The organism is Bifidobacterium tsurumiense (assembly GCF_000741765.1).
In the GTDB taxonomy this organism is placed as follows: Bacteria; Actinomycetota; Actinomycetes; order Actinomycetales; family Bifidobacteriaceae; genus Bifidobacterium; species Bifidobacterium tsurumiense.
In genome coordinates, this window is the sequence record NZ_JGZU01000011.1 from 26,718 (window position 1) to 43,081 (window position 16,364).

At 51.6% G+C, this 16,364-nt stretch carries 13 protein-coding genes; 7 read left to right on the top strand and 6 right to left on the bottom strand.

The features are described from left to right. Nucleotides 1-151 precede the first annotated feature (151 nt). The 3 genes from guaA to BITS_RS05070 all read left to right on the top strand — a co-directional run bounded on the left by guaA (nt 152) and on the right by BITS_RS05070 (nt 3,426). Nucleotides 152-1,714, top strand: coding sequence for a glutamine-hydrolyzing GMP synthase (gene guaA, locus BITS_RS05060; protein ID WP_026641993.1), 1,563 nt, complete (start codon nt 152-154; stop codon nt 1,712-1,714). Nucleotides 1,715-1,933: 219 nt separating this feature from the next. After that, a complete protein-coding gene (locus BITS_RS05065; RefSeq protein ID WP_202961124.1) occupies nt 1,934-2,284 on the top strand; it encodes a GNAT family N-acetyltransferase in 351 nt (116 codons plus the stop codon). Nucleotides 2,285-2,382: 98 nt separating this feature from the next. Further along, nucleotides 2,383-3,426, top strand: a complete 1,044-nt coding sequence (locus BITS_RS05070) for a threonine aldolase family protein (RefSeq protein ID WP_026641994.1) — start codon at nt 2,383-2,385, stop codon at nt 3,424-3,426. A gap of 230 nt (nt 3,427-3,656) precedes the next feature. On the opposite strand, the gene BITS_RS05075 is transcribed toward BITS_RS05070, so the two are convergent. Then, nucleotides 3,657-4,286, bottom strand: coding sequence for an SDR family oxidoreductase (locus BITS_RS05075; protein ID WP_026641995.1), 630 nt, complete (start codon nt 4,284-4,286; stop codon nt 3,657-3,659). A gap of 339 nt (nt 4,287-4,625) precedes the next feature. Here BITS_RS05075 and BITS_RS08925 point away from each other — a divergent pair, with 339 nt between their 5' ends. Further along, nucleotides 4,626-5,534 (top strand): Rrf2 family transcriptional regulator, encoded by a 909-nt coding sequence (locus BITS_RS08925; RefSeq protein ID WP_081890983.1) that lies wholly within the window; start codon nt 4,626-4,628, stop codon nt 5,532-5,534. 80 nt (nt 5,535-5,614) lie between these two features. Here BITS_RS08925 and BITS_RS05085 read toward each other — a convergent pair whose 3' ends face one another. Then, entirely contained in the window at nt 5,615-6,304 is a 690-nt protein-coding gene (locus tag BITS_RS05085) for a response regulator transcription factor (RefSeq protein ID WP_026641998.1), read from the bottom strand. Between the two features lie 121 nt (nt 6,305-6,425). Next, nucleotides 6,426-7,745 carry a sensor histidine kinase gene (locus tag BITS_RS08720; RefSeq protein ID WP_051264331.1) on the bottom strand — a complete coding sequence of 440 codons (1,320 nt, stop codon included), beginning with the start codon at nt 7,743-7,745 and terminating at the stop codon, nt 6,426-6,428. 222 nt (nt 7,746-7,967) lie between these two features. Between BITS_RS08720 and BITS_RS05095 the strand changes: the two genes are divergently transcribed. Genes BITS_RS05095 through BITS_RS05105 form a run of 3 tightly spaced genes read left to right on the top strand, consistent with a single transcriptional unit; the run spans nt 7,968 to nt 11,439 of the window. Continuing rightward, nucleotides 7,968-8,939, top strand: coding sequence for an ABC transporter ATP-binding protein (locus BITS_RS05095; RefSeq protein ID WP_034533778.1), 972 nt, complete (start codon nt 7,968-7,970; stop codon nt 8,937-8,939). A gap of 34 nt (nt 8,940-8,973) precedes the next feature. Next, on the top strand, nt 8,974-10,179 hold the full coding sequence (locus BITS_RS05100; protein WP_044259545.1) for an ABC transporter permease: 1,206 nt from the start codon (nt 8,974-8,976) through the stop codon (nt 10,177-10,179). A 12-nt stretch (nt 10,180-10,191) separates the two neighbouring features. Then, entirely contained in the window at nt 10,192-11,439 is a 1,248-nt protein-coding gene (locus BITS_RS05105; RefSeq protein WP_026642001.1) for an ABC transporter permease, read from the top strand. 274 nt (nt 11,440-11,713) lie between these two features. Here the strand turns inward: BITS_RS05105 and BITS_RS05110 are convergent, their stop codons facing one another. The 3 genes from BITS_RS05110 to BITS_RS05120 all read right to left on the bottom strand — a co-directional run bounded on the left by BITS_RS05110 (nt 11,714) and on the right by BITS_RS05120 (nt 16,221). Continuing rightward, nucleotides 11,714-14,005, bottom strand: coding sequence for a cation:proton antiporter (locus BITS_RS05110; protein WP_051264332.1), 2,292 nt, complete (start codon nt 14,003-14,005; stop codon nt 11,714-11,716). Between the two features lie 141 nt (nt 14,006-14,146). Next, on the bottom strand, nt 14,147-15,463 hold the full coding sequence (locus tag BITS_RS05115) for a nucleobase:cation symporter-2 family protein (RefSeq protein WP_034533782.1): 1,317 nt from the start codon (nt 15,461-15,463) through the stop codon (nt 14,147-14,149). 176 nt (nt 15,464-15,639) lie between these two features. Beyond that, nucleotides 15,640-16,221 (bottom strand): xanthine phosphoribosyltransferase, encoded by a 582-nt coding sequence (locus BITS_RS05120; protein WP_026642003.1) that lies wholly within the window; start codon nt 16,219-16,221, stop codon nt 15,640-15,642. Nucleotides 16,222-16,364: the final 143 nt, after the last annotated feature.

A 16,364-nucleotide genomic window follows, 5' to 3' on the forward strand; every position in this document is an offset into this window, starting at 1 on the left:
TTCGTTTTGCAGGAAGTTGACGCGGCGTGTTGTTCGTTTCTGCACATGAAGATTGTTACCTTGCTCCGTGCACGTTGCGCTGAGCTTAATGTCGGCTTGCAAGGCCACAATAGGAGCATTGATCAACCACAAACTATATAAGGGAGAACCCATGGCAACAGGCCCCGTACTCGTCGTTGATTTCGGCGCTCAGTACGCCCAGCTCATTGCACGTCGTGTGCGTGAGGCGAATGTGTATTCCGAACTCGTACCCCATTCCATGCCTGTGGATGAGATGTTGGCCAAGGATCCCAAGGCCATCATTCTTTCTGGCGGACCTGCTTCGGTCTATGAACCGGGTGCTCCGAGCCTGGATAAGAAGATTTTCGAGGCCGGGGTTCCGGTTTTAGGCATTTGCTACGGCTTCCAGGTCATGGCTCATGAGCTTGGCGGAACTGTGGATAAGGCTGCATTGGGTGAATACGGCAAAACCGATACCGTCATAGACAAGGCAGAGGGAATACTTTCCGGATCCCCAAGTGAACAGAACACATGGATGAGCCATGGTGTTGCAGTGGAGAAAGCGCCTGAAGGTTTCACTGTTTTGGCTCATACAGAAGGTGCGCCGGTCGCTGCCATGCAGGACCCATTCCGCAAGCTCTATGGCGTCCAGTGGCATCCTGAAGTCAAGCACACTCCGCTTGGCCAGGATCTTATGGAAACCTTCTTGCATGAGTGCGCTGGATTGGACAATGACTGGGATGCCTCAAGCATTATTGAGGACCAGGTGGCTAAAATCCGCGAACAGGTGGGGGATGCGCAGGTTATCTGCGGATTGTCCGGCGGTGTGGATTCCGCTGTCGCGGCGGCATTGGTGCATAAGGCGGTCGGCGATCAGCTCACCTGCGTTTTCGTGGATCACGGCTTGTTGCGTAAGGGTGAAGTCGAGCAGGTCAAGCACGATTTCGTCGAAGCGACCGGTATCAAGCTGATTGCTGTGGATGCTGCCGAGGACTTCCTCGAAGCGTTGAAGGGTGTCAGCGAGCCTGAACGCAAACGCAAGATTATCGGTGAAAAGTTCATTCGCACCTTCGAAAAGGCACAGCGTCAGGTGATCGAAGAGGCAGGTGCCAAGGGGGCCGAGGTCAAGTTCTTGGTTCAGGGCACTTTGTATCCCGATGTGGTGGAGTCGGGCGGTGGAGATGGAGCCGCGAATATCAAGTCTCATCACAATGTGGGCGGGCTGCCCGAGGATCTGAAGTTCGAACTCGTGGAACCATTGCGTACTTTGTTCAAGGATGAGGTCCGTGCCATCGGAACCGAGCTCGGTCTGCCTGAGGAAATGGTATGGCGTCAGCCATTCCCGGGTCCGGGACTTGGAATTCGCATTGTTGGCGAAATTACCAAGGAACGCCTCGACGTGCTGCGTGAAGCGGATGCAATCGCTCGAGAAGAGCTGTCCAAAGCAGGGCTTGACCGCGATATCTGGCAGTGCCCGGTCGTGTTGTTGGCCGATGTCCATTCAGTGGGAGTCCAGGGCGATGAGCGCACCTATGGTTCGCCTATCGTTCTGCGCCCTGTAAGCTCCGAGGATGCCATGACCGCCGATTGGTCACGCGTTCCTTATGATGTGCTTTCCACGATTTCTACCCGCATCACCAATGAGTGCAGGCAGATCAACCGAGTGGTGCTGGATGTGACTTCCAAGCCGCCGGCAACCATTGAGTGGGAGTAATCCGCCGGTTGATGAATACCGCATGAGAGAGCCTAGGTGATTGTGTCGCCCGGGCTCTCTTTTTCACTGCTCGATTGTTAGTGGAAAAGCTTCCGGCGAAGAAAGTTGGGTTTGCATGATGGCAAATGCAGAACTTGAAGAAGTATGTGACCGTTCGGAATCCCTGATCGACCGGCTTGTGGAAGTGTGGCAGTCATCGGTTGAGGCCGCCCATTCATTTTGATTGCACAAGCAATACTGGAAATCAAGGAATATGTTCCGCAAGCTTTGGCGCACGTTCCTATATTGATCATTGCTAAATCTGCAGCCGATGAACTTGTTGGGTTTATGGGCATTGATGGCGATACTTTAGAAATGTTATTTGTCGCTGATGGTTTCAGAGGTCGGGGAATAGGAAAGCAGCTGTTGCGCACGGGTGTCGACCAGTACGGCGTTCGTCGGCTGGCGGTCAATGAACACAATCCGGATGCGAGAAAGTTCTACGAGAGAATGGGGTTTGTGGTCGCTGGAAGAACGGATTTGGATGAGCAAGGCAACCCATATCCTCTGCTCTTGATGAGTCTTGAATAGCCAACAGCCTTGGAAGCAGCCCTGAGTAATACTTGTGAGGCTCTAGCATTGTGCAGCAATAGAGGTGCAATATGCTGGACAACACATCGACGATAGGAATGCATATGGAAAACAACAAACTGTCCTTCTCTTCGGATTATATGGAAGGCGCGCATCCTCAAATTCTTGAGAGTCTTGTCGAAACCAATATGGTGCAGACCGCAGGTTATGGTTTGGACGAGTTTTCTGAGTCTGCCAAGGCGAAAATCAGGGAGGCATGTTCGACGCCTGATGCTGATATCTTTTTCCTGGTGGGCGGCACCCAGACCAATGCGACCATGATCGATGCGATGCTGCGCTCATATCAGGGTGTTATTGCCGCAGAAACCGGTCATATCAGTGTCCATGAGGCGGGTGCCATAGAATTTGGCGGACATAAGGTGCTTCAAATGCCGCATTATGACGGCAAACTCAGGGCCGCGGACATTCAATCATGCGTTGAATGCTATTGGCAGGACGCCAATCATGATCATATGGTGATGCCGGGCATGGTGTACATTTCCCAGCCTACGGAATTCGGCACCCTGTACAGCAAGGATGAGTTGCGTTCCATAAGCGAGGTATGCCGTGCCAACAATATTCCGCTGTATTTGGACGGAGCCAGGATGGCTTATGCATTGGCCTGCCCCGAAAATGATGTGACGCTGAAAGATATCGGCGCATTATGCGACGCATTTTATATCGGAGGGACCAAATGCGGTGCGCTGTTTGGCGAAGCGGTGGTGATTCCGCGGCATAACTACATTCCGCATCTCTTTACCATCATCAAGCAGCATGGGGCCTTGCTGGCCAAAGGTCGACTCTGCGGCATCCAGTTCGAGACGCTCTTTACCGATGGATTGTATGAAAAGCTTGGCAGGCGTGGCATTAAAACAGCTGAGATCATACGAGAGTCTTTGGCAAATAAAGGATATGAGTTTGCCATCGAAACGCCTACCAACCAAATCTTCATCGTTTTGGACGATCGAAAAGCTGAGGAATTGTCTCGATTCGTGGAATTGGGATTCTGGGAGCGCTTGGATGAGCATCATGTAGTCATGCGAATTGCGACCAGTTGGGCGACTCAGGACAAGGATGTGAACAAACTTATTGAGCTGCTGTAACTTTGCAGTGCAGTGCAGTGTTGAGAGGAAAGTGTTGAGAGGAAAGTGCTGAAAGGAAAGTGCTGAAAGGAAAGTGCTTCGGCCATATATGCAGAGAATGCCGCCACGCAGAGTTTTGTGTGGCGGCATTCACGAAGATAAGGTAGGGGGATACAATACGCGAGAATTCCTGGAACTGCATGGCTGCAGATCTGGAAGATCCTGCCTCGTGAGCGTTATTCTTGTGGGCGTTATTTGCCGAGGAAGGAAATGCGCTGCTTGATGTGTGGGTGCTCGCTGGTCGCTTCGTCCACCATGGCAATTGCGTAGTCGGCATAACTGATGCGGCTTTCGCCCTTGTCATTGGTGGTGAATTCCTCGCCGGCAACGATGTAATCTCCGGTGCGTTCTCCCTGAGCCTGGAAATCGGCAGCAGGGCTGATATAAGTCCAATTGACATCGTCATGCTTGCGCAGTGCGGCAAGAGCTTCGGCTGCAGCGGCTGCGACAGGCTTGAACTCCTCGGGGAAATCAGGAGTGTCTTGAAGGGCCATGGTGTGTTCTTTGTTGACATACAGGCTTCCTGCGCCGCCGATGATCAGCAGACGGGTCGGCGTTCCAGAGAGAATTTCGGCCAGATGCTCCGAGGACTGCTTGGTCTGAGGTAGATTGTCTCCCCAAGCGCCGAATGCGCTGATCACCACATCGAAGTCCTTGAGATCTTCTGAACTGAGATCGAACAAATCCTTGACAATCGCCTTCTGTGCCACGGTGGCGTTTTCTTTGCGCACAACAGCAGTGACGTCAAGTCCGCGATTGACCGCTTCCTCGACAATAAGGCGTCCTGCTTTTCCGTTTGCTGCGATGACTGCAATCTTCATGAATGGTCCTTTCGTTTCGCTTGATGTAATAGTTACGTTTACATCTGGCGCTAACAATATGTGAGTACAGTTGTAATGTCAAATGTTTCAACTCGTGGGCGTGTCGTAAAATGAAGCTACCTTATAGGTAAAGATTTTTGCCTGTTGTAGGACGCAGATATATTGAAATTTGCTCTTGTTGCTACGAATCATCCAGCATTCTTTTGCTTTGCTTCCATATGTAAATACATACTATTTGCTATATTGATGTATTTAGATGAGTTACAACTACTGGCAGCCTCAACAACGGATGCTACTGAATATCCAGCTGCCTTCGAATCTTGAGATGAGGAGACAATCATGCGAATATCATCACGCTTCACGATAGCCACGCATGCTTTGGTGTGCATTGAGCATTTTGGCAAACAACACAAGGTTACTTCCGCATTCATAGCGGAAAGCGTCAATGTCAACCCTGTCGTCATACGACGAATTCTTGGGCAGTTAAAGGATGCCAATATCGTCTCAATTGAGGCGGGAGTCGGTGGTGCGTCAATCGTGGGCAATCCTGCCGATATCACATTACTCGATGTGTTCAGTGCGGTTGAAGGGGAGGATTATGAAATGTTCCGTTTCCATGACAACCCTAATCCGAATTGCGAAGTTGGGCGCAATATCCATGCCATATTGGATGGGGAATTGGAAGCGGCTCGCAAAGCCTTTGAGCGGCGTCTGGAGGCTACGACGTTGCAGGATCTTGTGGATCATCTCGACGCGAACTGGCATAGATATGCGGTGGTGACGAGCGGTTGGAATCAACCGAAGAGTCTTACTGACGACAGGGAAGTGGGAAGCCTTACTCCGTACGATAAGCTGGTATCAATTAAGAGAGCTGATGTACAAGGAAGAAGGTCGGCCATGTCTATATTCATATATCTCATAGATATTGCCTCCCTTCTCTCGATTGCTCTCACTTCGCTGAGCATAGCCATCGAGTCGACCTGGACCTATAGGGTATGGCTTGCGGCTATGGTGCTGTGTTTTCTTGGCATAATATTGAGGTTCATAAGCAGCACAATTTTCAAAAAGTCGCAGTTCATTGGATTCAGGGATATGGTGTCATTGCTCGCTTTGCCGATGGTGATGTATCTGAATTTCAAAGGCAGCAGGGGATTTGACGTCACGATTTTGGCTGTTATGGGAGGGCTTTTGCTCGCCGCCATATTTCGGCGTGCTCATATGTGTTGGAGACTCATAACGCGCGAGTAACATACCGCGCCATCCGGAGGTCTTGAACACAAAAGGCGCGCACTAATTCCGTCATGAATCAGCAATGTGGGCATGGCAAATCAGAGGTCTGTGTTTTGCCCACCCGCGTGAATATAGGCTATTGCCAATTGCGTGCGGTTCGTGAAGCCTGTTTTATCCAGTATTCTGGTGATTTTATTGCGAACGGTGCCTTCGGATAGATGCAAATGGCCGGCAATGTCACGATTATCCAAACCTTGCGCAACCAACGCGCTGAGTGCCAATTCGCGGGCGTCAAGCTCACCCGGTAACAATGTATAAGCATTCGATTCGGGATTGGCGTAGGCCGATGAAGATGCGACGCCTTTGGAGTCGGCGTGCGCCTGTGATTTTGCGGTAATCCGTTCAAGCACTTCCGCGCCAAGGACAATCTGCCCGGACATCACAGCATGCAGCGCGGGTGCCACCGAGGAAATATCCTGTTTGATCAGATATCCGCGAGCGCCGAGTGCCAGGGCATCGTCGATATATGCTTGATCGGCGAATGTTGTTAAAAACAATATGCGCGCTTCCGGCTGCTGTTCGATAATGAGTCTCGCCGCCTGCAATCCATCCATAATGGGCATTTGCACATCGATCAGCAGGATATCAGGGGAGTGCTTGGCGTATTTGGCTACTGCCGTCTGTCCATCCTGCGCAGTCCACACGACTGCCGCTGTTTTCGTAGCCTCGAGTATCGTGGTGAGCGAAGAGCATACGATGGGGTCGTCATCGACTACGGCAACGGTCATCATTGTTCTCATGGCATGCCTTTCTCCGGTTCTTGCCTCAACAATCATTGCCTCAATATTCCTGTCACGGCAACCTATACGGCATATTTTACGTTCGCCAAGGATGTATGGAAACTCGGCTTTATTTGGCGCGTTTGGGAATGGATACGAATACTCGCCAGCCTGTGTCATTGAAGCCGCATAGTGAGGTGCCACCAAGCGCTTGCGCTCGCTGAGCGATGTCTTCCAGCCCCATGCCTCGTTTGTTTGCTGTGGCCATCCCCTGCCGATTGCTTGGATGAGAAGCGTTACCGTTATCTTGAATGACCAATTGCCACAGGGCCGGCATATCCCGCAATGCAATGCGAATATGGGAAGCGTTGCCGTGTCGTTCGGCATTGGTCAGTGCTTCGCGTATCACTGCAGAAAAACAACGGGTTATTGCAGCGGGTGCCTGGCTAATGCCATTGTCGAGCGTAACCGTGAAACGCTGTTCGGGCAACCCTTGTGCGGCTGCTGTAATCATTGAAGTGAAATCGGTGCCGTCATCATCCATGTCATGGACGGATGCTCGGATGGTTGACATCGCCTCATTCAATGTCGAAGCAATTTCCTGGAGTCGCTGTTCGTTGGCTGTGTCGTTCTGGACGGTATTAATAGTCATAGCCGCTTGGGTTTGCATTATGGCGCGTGTGAGCACATGGCCTACATTGTCATGGATATCCCTGGCAATGCGTGTGCGCTCCGAAAGAGTGGCTGATCGGACCGCTTGAATGCGAAATGCCTCGGCATCGCTTATCCTCGCGTATGCGGCTCGACGCTCCGCACTCCTCAGATCCGTTTCGCTATGGAATGCATGCCAGAGTTTTGCATAATAATTGGTGACGATGCCAATGCCCAGTCCAATCACAATCAGTATGGCAAAAACGAATATTTCCGATGCGTACCAAGTGATCTGAGTAGTGAGGAAGTCCGGGAAGGCAGCTCCTGCACCTTGAATGAGGGCTTGCGAAAACAAAGGCGCCGCTATTGGCACAATAGGTGCTGCGAGTATTGCCCAATCCTTGAGCATATGCAATATCGATTTGGTTGAGGCAGGTTTGGTGTCGGAGGAAACCGTGACTTCTGCAATGCGCTTGGCATATCGGTTATCGGTATGCTTCATGCCCCATAATTGCGGTGTTGGCGCAAGTCTGCCGGCATCGATGGCAATCACGGGGATTGTGAAGAGCAATGTGGTCCACATCAAGGACGAAATACACAACAGATACACGAACACTCGAGTACAAGACGCAGGAAAACGCCATTCGACAAGACTGCTCAAGGATGTGGCACAGAGCATTGAGGCAAGGATTCCGGTGTACAGGCCGCCTTCTGGTGTGTGAAAAGCGGTGGTAATGGCGCAGCCGACTGCGAGCAAGAGTATTTTTGAACCGACTCTGCCCAGATCGTACAATCTCATATTCACCACACACCAATATCAGCAGTCTCAGCCTGATATTGTCAATTCATCGTCGATTCCATGATGATTTGCGATCCTTTGCTTGATATGACAGGTCGTTTCATGAATCGGCTATGCCCTTCGAAGTCCGTACATGAGGAATGTCACTGTTGACATGCGCAGGCGTGGCGGACATGACAAAACTCACCCGTGTTGCGGATTTCATGCTGTCACAATGGATATATGAAGGCACAACAACACACTCAAACGGGCCAAACCGAATCCGCCATTTCGGTGCAAGGCCTGGTCAAACGCTATGGCGAGGTGCTTGCCTTGGACGACTTCGATTTGCAAGTGCGCCAAGGTGAGATCTTCGGCCTTCTCGGCCCCAATGGATCAGGAAAATCAACGGCGATTAACTGCATTCTGGCACTGATTGAATATGATTCCGGAAGCGTGCGCGTCTTCGACAAGTCGATGCGTTCCAACAGTTACGACCTGAAACGCCGCATCGGGATTGTTCCGCAAAATGTGGCGGTAATAGACGAGCTCAATGTGCAAGAAAACGTCGACTACTTTTGCTCGTTGTATGTTCCTCAGAAGCAAACCCGTCGTGAATTGGTTGACGAGGCCATTGAATTCGTCGGGTTGGAGGAATTCCGCAAATATCGTCCGAAGAAACTTTCCGGCGGTTTGCTGCGCAGATTGAATATCGCATGCGGAATCGCCCATAAACCTGAACTTCTGTTTCTTGACGAACCCACGGTGGCGGTCGACCCACAGAGTCGTAACGCCATTCTGGAAGGAATCAAACGACTCAATGCCAATGGTTCCACGATCGTCTACACCAGTCATTACATGGAGGAGGTCGAACAAATTTGCGACCGCATCCTCATCATGGATCACGGTCGGCATCTGGCCCTCGGGACATCCGATGAGTTGAAACAAATGGTGGGGGCAGGCGAGCGCATCCGCATTGAAACGATGGATCTCAGTGAGCAAGGTCTGCGCATCATTCGAGACATGGATTGCGTAATCGATGTCGAATATGACGGCACACTGTTGCAGGTGCAATGCAAGCGAGGAGATCACAACCTGCTCGACGTTTTGGATGCCATCAATCGTTCAGGTGCCACAGCGGGACATGTGACTTCACAATTGCCGACTTTGAATGACGTGTTCCTCGAACTCACCGGCAAAGCGTTACGTGACTGAATGTCACCGAGACGAAGAAGGGTAGGTGAAAACCATGCTGAGCACATTCATAATGCAGCTGAAAACGATGTTTCGCGATCCGCAGGCATTGTTCTGGATGATTGCATTCCCGATTATCCTCAGCACGTTGATCTACAACGTGTATGGGAATCTTGCGGAATCGGTGACCATTCAGTCCCAACCCGTTGCCGTAGTCGCTGATACTACATGGAAATCCCTGGCAGGGGCCCAGGATCTCATGGATACATTATCCAAGGATTCAAGCCAACGATCTGCTCTGATATCGACTCGCGAAGTCGCAAGTCGCGAAGATGCAGAGCGATACCTTCGCAGCGGTGATGTCAAGGCATACGTGTTCGCAGAGGATTCTGATGATATTTCCATGGCGGTCTCGGATGCAACGGTTGCCTCCATGGCTGCAGCTGATGCCAACGGCGGCGATTCACAGTCCTGGGCGCTGAGTGCACTGCATACGATCATCGATCAGTTCAATGAGCGCGGTGCGGTGATCGGCGAAACATTGCAAAGGGTAATGCAAGAAGATCCTTCCAAATTGGCGGACAGCGAGTACTTGAACGCGGTGATCGGTGCCGACAGGAACCAAAGCTATGTCAAAGAGGTCTCGGTACTCCATGTCGATGACACGCCGGATATGTCTCGATACATGTTCACGGTAATCGGCCTTATGGCGATGATGGGCATGATAACCTCGCTTGAGGCATTGGCGAATCTCCAACCGAATGAATCGCTTCGGGGCATGCGGCTGTATGCATCTCCCATGACGCGCACGTCGAAGATCCTCTCGCTTCTGGCGAGCACAGGGCTTATCAATTTCCTGACCTTGAGCGTAGTCTTCGTCTACATCCGGTTTGTCCTTGGCATAACCATAGGCGGCAGGGATGCGCTCGCAATACTGGCCATTATGGTTGCATCATTCACTTCGCAAGGGCTGGGTTTGCTATTCGGCGTCATGCCAAAGCTCACGGCGGATGCCAAACGCGGAATCTGCGTGGGAGTATCCCTTGCACTCTCCGTTATTGCAGGATTGCAAGGCACCATGCACTCAGCGATGCGATCCAGAGGAATATGCCATGGTTGCATGTCATCAATCCCGTTAAGCAAGTCAGCAATCTATTCATCGATTTGCTCTATTTCGATTCCCTTGCCCCCTTTGCCTCAACGGTTGGAATCTGCATGGCCATGGGAGTTTGCGGCACGATTATTTCCGTCATTGTTCTAGGGAAGGAGCGATATGACAACCTTTAAGGCGGCGTTGCGTGTGCTGGTGACACATCGCAAACTTATCGTTATTTACCTTCTTATCATCAGTCTCGTGGGTCTGGGAGTGTCATATGGAGTTGTGCAGGCATTGCGTTCCTCCCTTGAAAATACAGATACCGCGTTCATCGCGAATAAGCCCGCGGTTGCGGTGGTTGACAGAGATGCAGACGGCGCGCACGAAGTGGGACGTGCTTTGAAAACGTATTTCGGCACCCATGCCGAAGTCAAGGATGTGACTGATACCGAATCCGGCATTCAGGATGCATTGATGTCCTCATATGTCAACGCAATAATCATTGTGCCCCAAGGATATGCAAATTCTCTCGAAGAAGCGGTCCGACAGGGGAATGACATATCGGAACTCGACATTGCAGGAACTCAGTCGGCAGCATTTGCCACGGTGAATATGCAAGTCGAAGGCTTTCTCGGATCTGTGCATAGCGCATTGATTGCTGACCCGGATACCGGCATCGCATCCGCCTTGCAAACGGTGGTTGATCATTCGAAAGCTTCCACGGTGTCTGTGGTGAAGACCAAAAAGGAGGAGACCCCGTTCAACGCCTCGTCAACTGCCATGGTGGTAGTGCTCAATGCCATGTCCTACTCCATTATGGTGGTGATGACTCTTGCGATAACGCTGGTCATGTCGGGTTTCGCTCAGTTGGAGAGGAGGCGGCGAGTACTTACGGCGCCTATCAGCCCCAGAGGCTTGGGCGTGCAGCTCTGGCTTGCTTGTGGAGTGTTCGCAATCGTCGTTTGGCTGTGGTGCACTGCTTTGAGCGTTGGTTTGACGGCTTCTGTGGGCGAAGGATTATCCGCCTTGCCGTTGGATTCAGTGGCAATGGCACTCACATCATTGATGGTGCTGACGATCTGCTGCATGTCGTTTGGATTCATGTTGTCGCAATTCGGCGTATCCAACAAGGCTTCGGACACGATTGCCAACACCTTCGGTATGGCGAGCGCATTCCTCTCCGGGGCGTGGTTGCCGCAATACATGCTTCCGCAAGGTGTGGCGCTTATCGCCAAATTGCTTCCTGGATGGTGGTATGTCAGCAGTATCTACCGCGCATTCGGTGGAGATGCGGAGGGCAATTTTGTGTCCCATCCATATACTTCACAATGGGCGTCATCAGTAGGTTTGTTGGCATTGTTCGCCGTCGGATTCCTATGCGTAGGACTTGCAGTGGGCAGATTGCGATCGCGCTCCACGCAATAGATACGTATTGGTGCGAGCGGCATACATGAATTGATCCGTAGCAGAGCGTGGGGGGCGGCTTAACAGAAAGGCTTGTTGTCTGAACGAATTCGAGGTATTTCGTTCAGACAACAAGCCTTCTTCGTTGCGGTAGACGAGGATCGCACAGGCCGCAGATATCAGATCATGCTTGTTCCGGGAACAATCGTTTCAATATTTTCAGCGCTTTCCAGCCGCCTTGAGCCTTCGCAAAACATGGGCGGCCTCGATGCGATTGCGAATCACGGAATTCCGTTTAGCCAACGCTCTCCAAAGAAGACGCGAGCTGCATGGTGTAGATTCCACGTCGCAACTGGGACGCTTGTTGTTTGGTGATTTTCTCAGACTCTACCATGGTGGCAATGGCATCGAGTTTGATCATGAGGGCTTCCTCTTCAACCTGTTTGATTCGGACGCGCAAGTCGGTGACGTCCTGCCTTTTCATTCGTGTTTGAGGCGTCCACAAACTTGCATCCGGATCTAGCTCATACTTCTGTCGTGGAGCCAGCTCCTCGTCTTGGCGTCGCTCGATGGCTTCAGATGATTGGGATGACAGATCTGCACCCGCCAATTCTGGCGCTGCTTCCAAAACCGCTGTTTGTGAAGCATTCTGTCGCATCGTTTTGGCGGCGGCGAAGACGGTGAGTGATTGTCTTTGCGAGAGCAGATACTGGGCCGCCTGGATGGTAGCTGCACCCTGCTCTGTTTCGATATCGGCGTTGGCCATTTGTTCTTCCAGGCACGCATTGCCTTTATTGAACATGAGGGTATACAGCCTCATGAAGGCGTCCTGGTCAACCAAAGGAATATCGAATTCGTCGAAACCGAGCTTCTGTTTGAAGGGGGATTTGCCCAAGACCTTCAGAACCGTTATGATTGCCCATCTCCATGGTGAATTCGGATGACGTTCGTTTTCGACGAATTGCGTATTCCTGTCCAACATCTGGCTACACGCATCCACTGTCTCCTGCGTGTATTCGTCGCTTTGCGCCACATGATCGAGAAACTCATGTTGGGTGGTGTTCATCTGCTTGACCAGTTGGTTGAGCGACGAAGAAATCTCAGGATTCAAGGTGTTATTCATATCTCGGATTTTCGCGAGATACGACCTTGCCACGAAACTCAGCGCGAAGGCGTCACGCAGGTTTTCCGTCTCGGTGATTCGTGCCTGCAGCCTGTCAACAACATGCTGGGATGCATCCCTGGCGGCGCTGACCAATACCAAATCATCCTCTTGGCTTGGCTGAGGTGAGATAAGAGGAACAATGAAGTTTGCCACCAACAGTGTGGTGACCACGACGATGGATGCGATGAATATCAGTTCGTCTCTGAAGGGGAAGGGGACCGCATCCGCGATGAATGCGGGTAATGTGAAGGCAATGGTGAGCGTTACGGCACCTTTCGGTCCGCTGAGTGTCATGACCAAGGCGCTCAAGGCTTTTTCACTGGCTGAGAGATGCTCTTCATTCGGAATGAAATTGATTCTTCCTGGTCTGCGTTCACTTGCATGCTCTCGTTTGCGATTGTTATTCCAAGGAATGAACCATTCCAAAGCCCAAATCCATAGGAAACGCGAAACCGTGACCATGACGGTCACCGCCAGTGCAATGAACACCAGAGCAATCGGATGCAGGGATCCATATGCAGATTCCTGGAAAGCCAGAGGCAGTTCCATACCCAACATCACGAAAACAATGCCGTTGAGCATGAAGGTGATGGTATTCCACAATCCGGAAACGACCAACTGGCGATTGGCATTGGCAAGAGTCTTCGGTTTTGGCACCCATGCAACGATCATGCCGGCTGCAACGACAGCCAGAATGCCGCTTACATGCAGCGCTTCCGCGCACAGAAACACGAAGAAGGGCAGCATAAGTTCGAATATCACGTCAAAAGAGGTGTTTTCCAAACCCGTGGCCTTTACCACATACCATGCAAAGATAGAGACCAAGGCAAGCAAAGCTCCAAGCAGTAGACCGCCTGCGAAAGACAGAGCAAATGACTCTGAGGCGTCCACAAGCGAGAATGCACCAGTTGTGGCGGCTGCCACGGCGAATTGGAAGGATACAACGCCTGAGGCATCATTGAAGAGAGCTTCTCCGGAGAGAATGGATTCCTGACGTTCGCTGAGCTTGACTGATCCGGACATGGAGGAGACCGCAGCGGCATCCGTAGGCCCCAGCGCAGCTCCCAAAGCGAAGGCTGCGGCGAGGGGTATGGAAGGGACCAGCCAATGCAGGAGGAAACCGACAGCAAGTGTTGCAACCACGACTAGGCCGATCGCCAAGGAAAGGATGCTTCCCAACCGTTGGGTCAATTCGCGCTTGTTCACATGCTGTGATTCATCGAAGAGCAGTGGCGCAATGAAGAGCACCAAGAACAGCTCGGAATCCATTTGGATGTCAATGCCGGAGCCGAAGGTCAGCGCAATGACCAATCCAACGGCCACCTGGATCAAAGGCAAAGATACGCGGGGGAGGACCTGATCGACAATCGTGGAAACCAGAACGACGGTTACGAGTATCAAAGCGATTTCCAAAAGCTGCATGCGATCCTCTTCCCAACTTGTCAACGATTCAGTGACTTATTTCCCATAGCACTATCTCTAGGATATGCAAAGGAATAATACAATATCGCTGTTCTCGCAGGGCTCATTCCAGACATTGCCCATCAATGCCTGGAATGCTGCTCAATCGCTTTGCTGAGGTGTTGAGAGAAAGCGCTTTTCGTTGGGCAATACGAGATTGAGAATCACGGCAACCACAAATGCCACGGCAATGGGGTTGTTGGCAAAAATCGATTGGAATAGCGCAGGGAATTGAGCGAAGATATCGCTTACCTGTGTAAAGCCGATACCTATCGTGAGACTCAATGCGGCGATGGTGATATTGCGTTGAGTGAATCCGGCTTCGGCAATCATTTGGAAACCGGAGAGCACGATATTGCCGAACATCATGATGGTGCAGCCGCCCAAAACAGCCTGTGGCAGCGAGTTGAACACTTCTGCTACGGCGGGCACGAAACTGGCCAGGACCAAGATCAGGCCTCCTGAGAGAATCACCTTGCGGTTCACAACCTTGGTCATGGCGACCAGTCCGATATTCTGCGCGAAAGAGGTGAGCGGCAGGCATCCGAATATTCCCGAAATCGAGGATATGAATCCGTCCCCTGCAATGGCGCCGGCGGTTTCGCGTTCGGTCGGAAGCCTGTTCAAGCCGACCTTGGTCAATGCTGCGGTATCACCAAGTACCTCGACTGAGGAGACGACATACAGCAGTGCAAACGAGATAATGGCTCCGGCATCGAATTCAGGTGTAAATGGCATGACATGTGGCAGGCTTACGATGCTGAGGTTTGCGAACCCGGAGAAATCGACTTTGCCCATGGCTATGGCGGCAACATAGCCGATCAACAAGCCGAACAGCACCGAAAGTTGTTTGATTGTGCCTTTGGCCAGCAATTGGAATGCAAGGCAGGCGACCAGCGAAAGCAATCCCAAGAAAAGATTCTGCCAGCTGCCGAAATCCGTAGCGCCGGAACCTCCTCCGAATGAGGTTGCTCCGACAGACAATAATGAAAACCCAATTGCGGTCACCACGATTGCCGAGACAATTGGTGGTACGAATCGTCTCCAGTATTGTGCCGTGAGCCCAAGAACCAATTCCAGCAGGCCTCCGACGATCACCGCACCAACCACGGCGCCATAACCCTTATTGGTGACGATTGCGATTGCAGCGGCAACATAGGTAAATGAGATACCTGTGACCATGGGCAATCTTGAACCGATCCGCCAAATTGCATACAGTTGCAGGCATGTGCCGAGGCCTGCAACCAGCAGACCTGATTGGATCACGATGGTCGATTGCGCCGCATTCATTCCAGCAGCATTCGCCACAAGAAATATAGGGGCGAGATTGGCGACGAACATGGCCATGACATGCTGCAATCCGAAAGGAATACCTTTCCAGAAGGAGACCGGAGCGTCCAGACTCGTTAAAGCTTCCATGGAGATGCCTCGCGATTGCGAAGACGCCGAAGTGGGGGATTTCACTTCGGGGGATGATGGGGTCTGTGATTGCCTCGATGAGTTCACAATACAATTCCTTCTGCTGAGCAGTCCGATTGGTCGATGCAGTGCCTCTTCAATGATTCCATTCGTTGACGGTTACCGAGCGTTGAAATCTAATGGCGGAAAACGATTTCACCAGTGGAAGCGTCCATGGACTCTACAATAGCCAGCGAATCGACATCAAAACCATCGGCTCGCAATTGATCACCGCCGCCCTGGAAGCCCTTCTCAACGGCAATGCCGATACCAGCCACCGTTGCGCCGGCGTGATCGCATATGTCTATAAGGCCACGCAGTGCCTTGCCATTGGCCAGGAAGTCGTCTATGAGCAACACATGCTCGCCTTCATTGAGGAATTTCTTCGATACGATAACGGGGAATTCGCGCTGCTTGGTGAAGGAATACACAGTAGTGACATATTGATCGCCATCGAGATTGATGGACTGTGCCTTTTTGGCGAATACAATGGGAACGTTGCCGAAATGACGGGCGGCAACACAGGCGATGCCGATACCGGAAGCCTCGATTGTCAGAATTTTGTCAACACGTTTTCCTGCGAAGTGCTCGGCCCATGCCTTGCCCATCTGATCGAAGAGCGCCACATCGCATTGATGATTGAGAAACGCATCGACTTTTAACACATTGCCCGGCTTGACTGTTCCTTCGGTACGAATACGTTCTTCGAGTTCCTGCATGACACTCCTCAATGATCGAAATGAACTGATGACGATGCTCCATGTGGCATATATGGGCTCAAGCATACCCGTGACAAAGACAGGCCTTGCGATGTAGCTACCCACGATTTTTGAAGCAGGCCTACTCATATGCAGGAATTGGG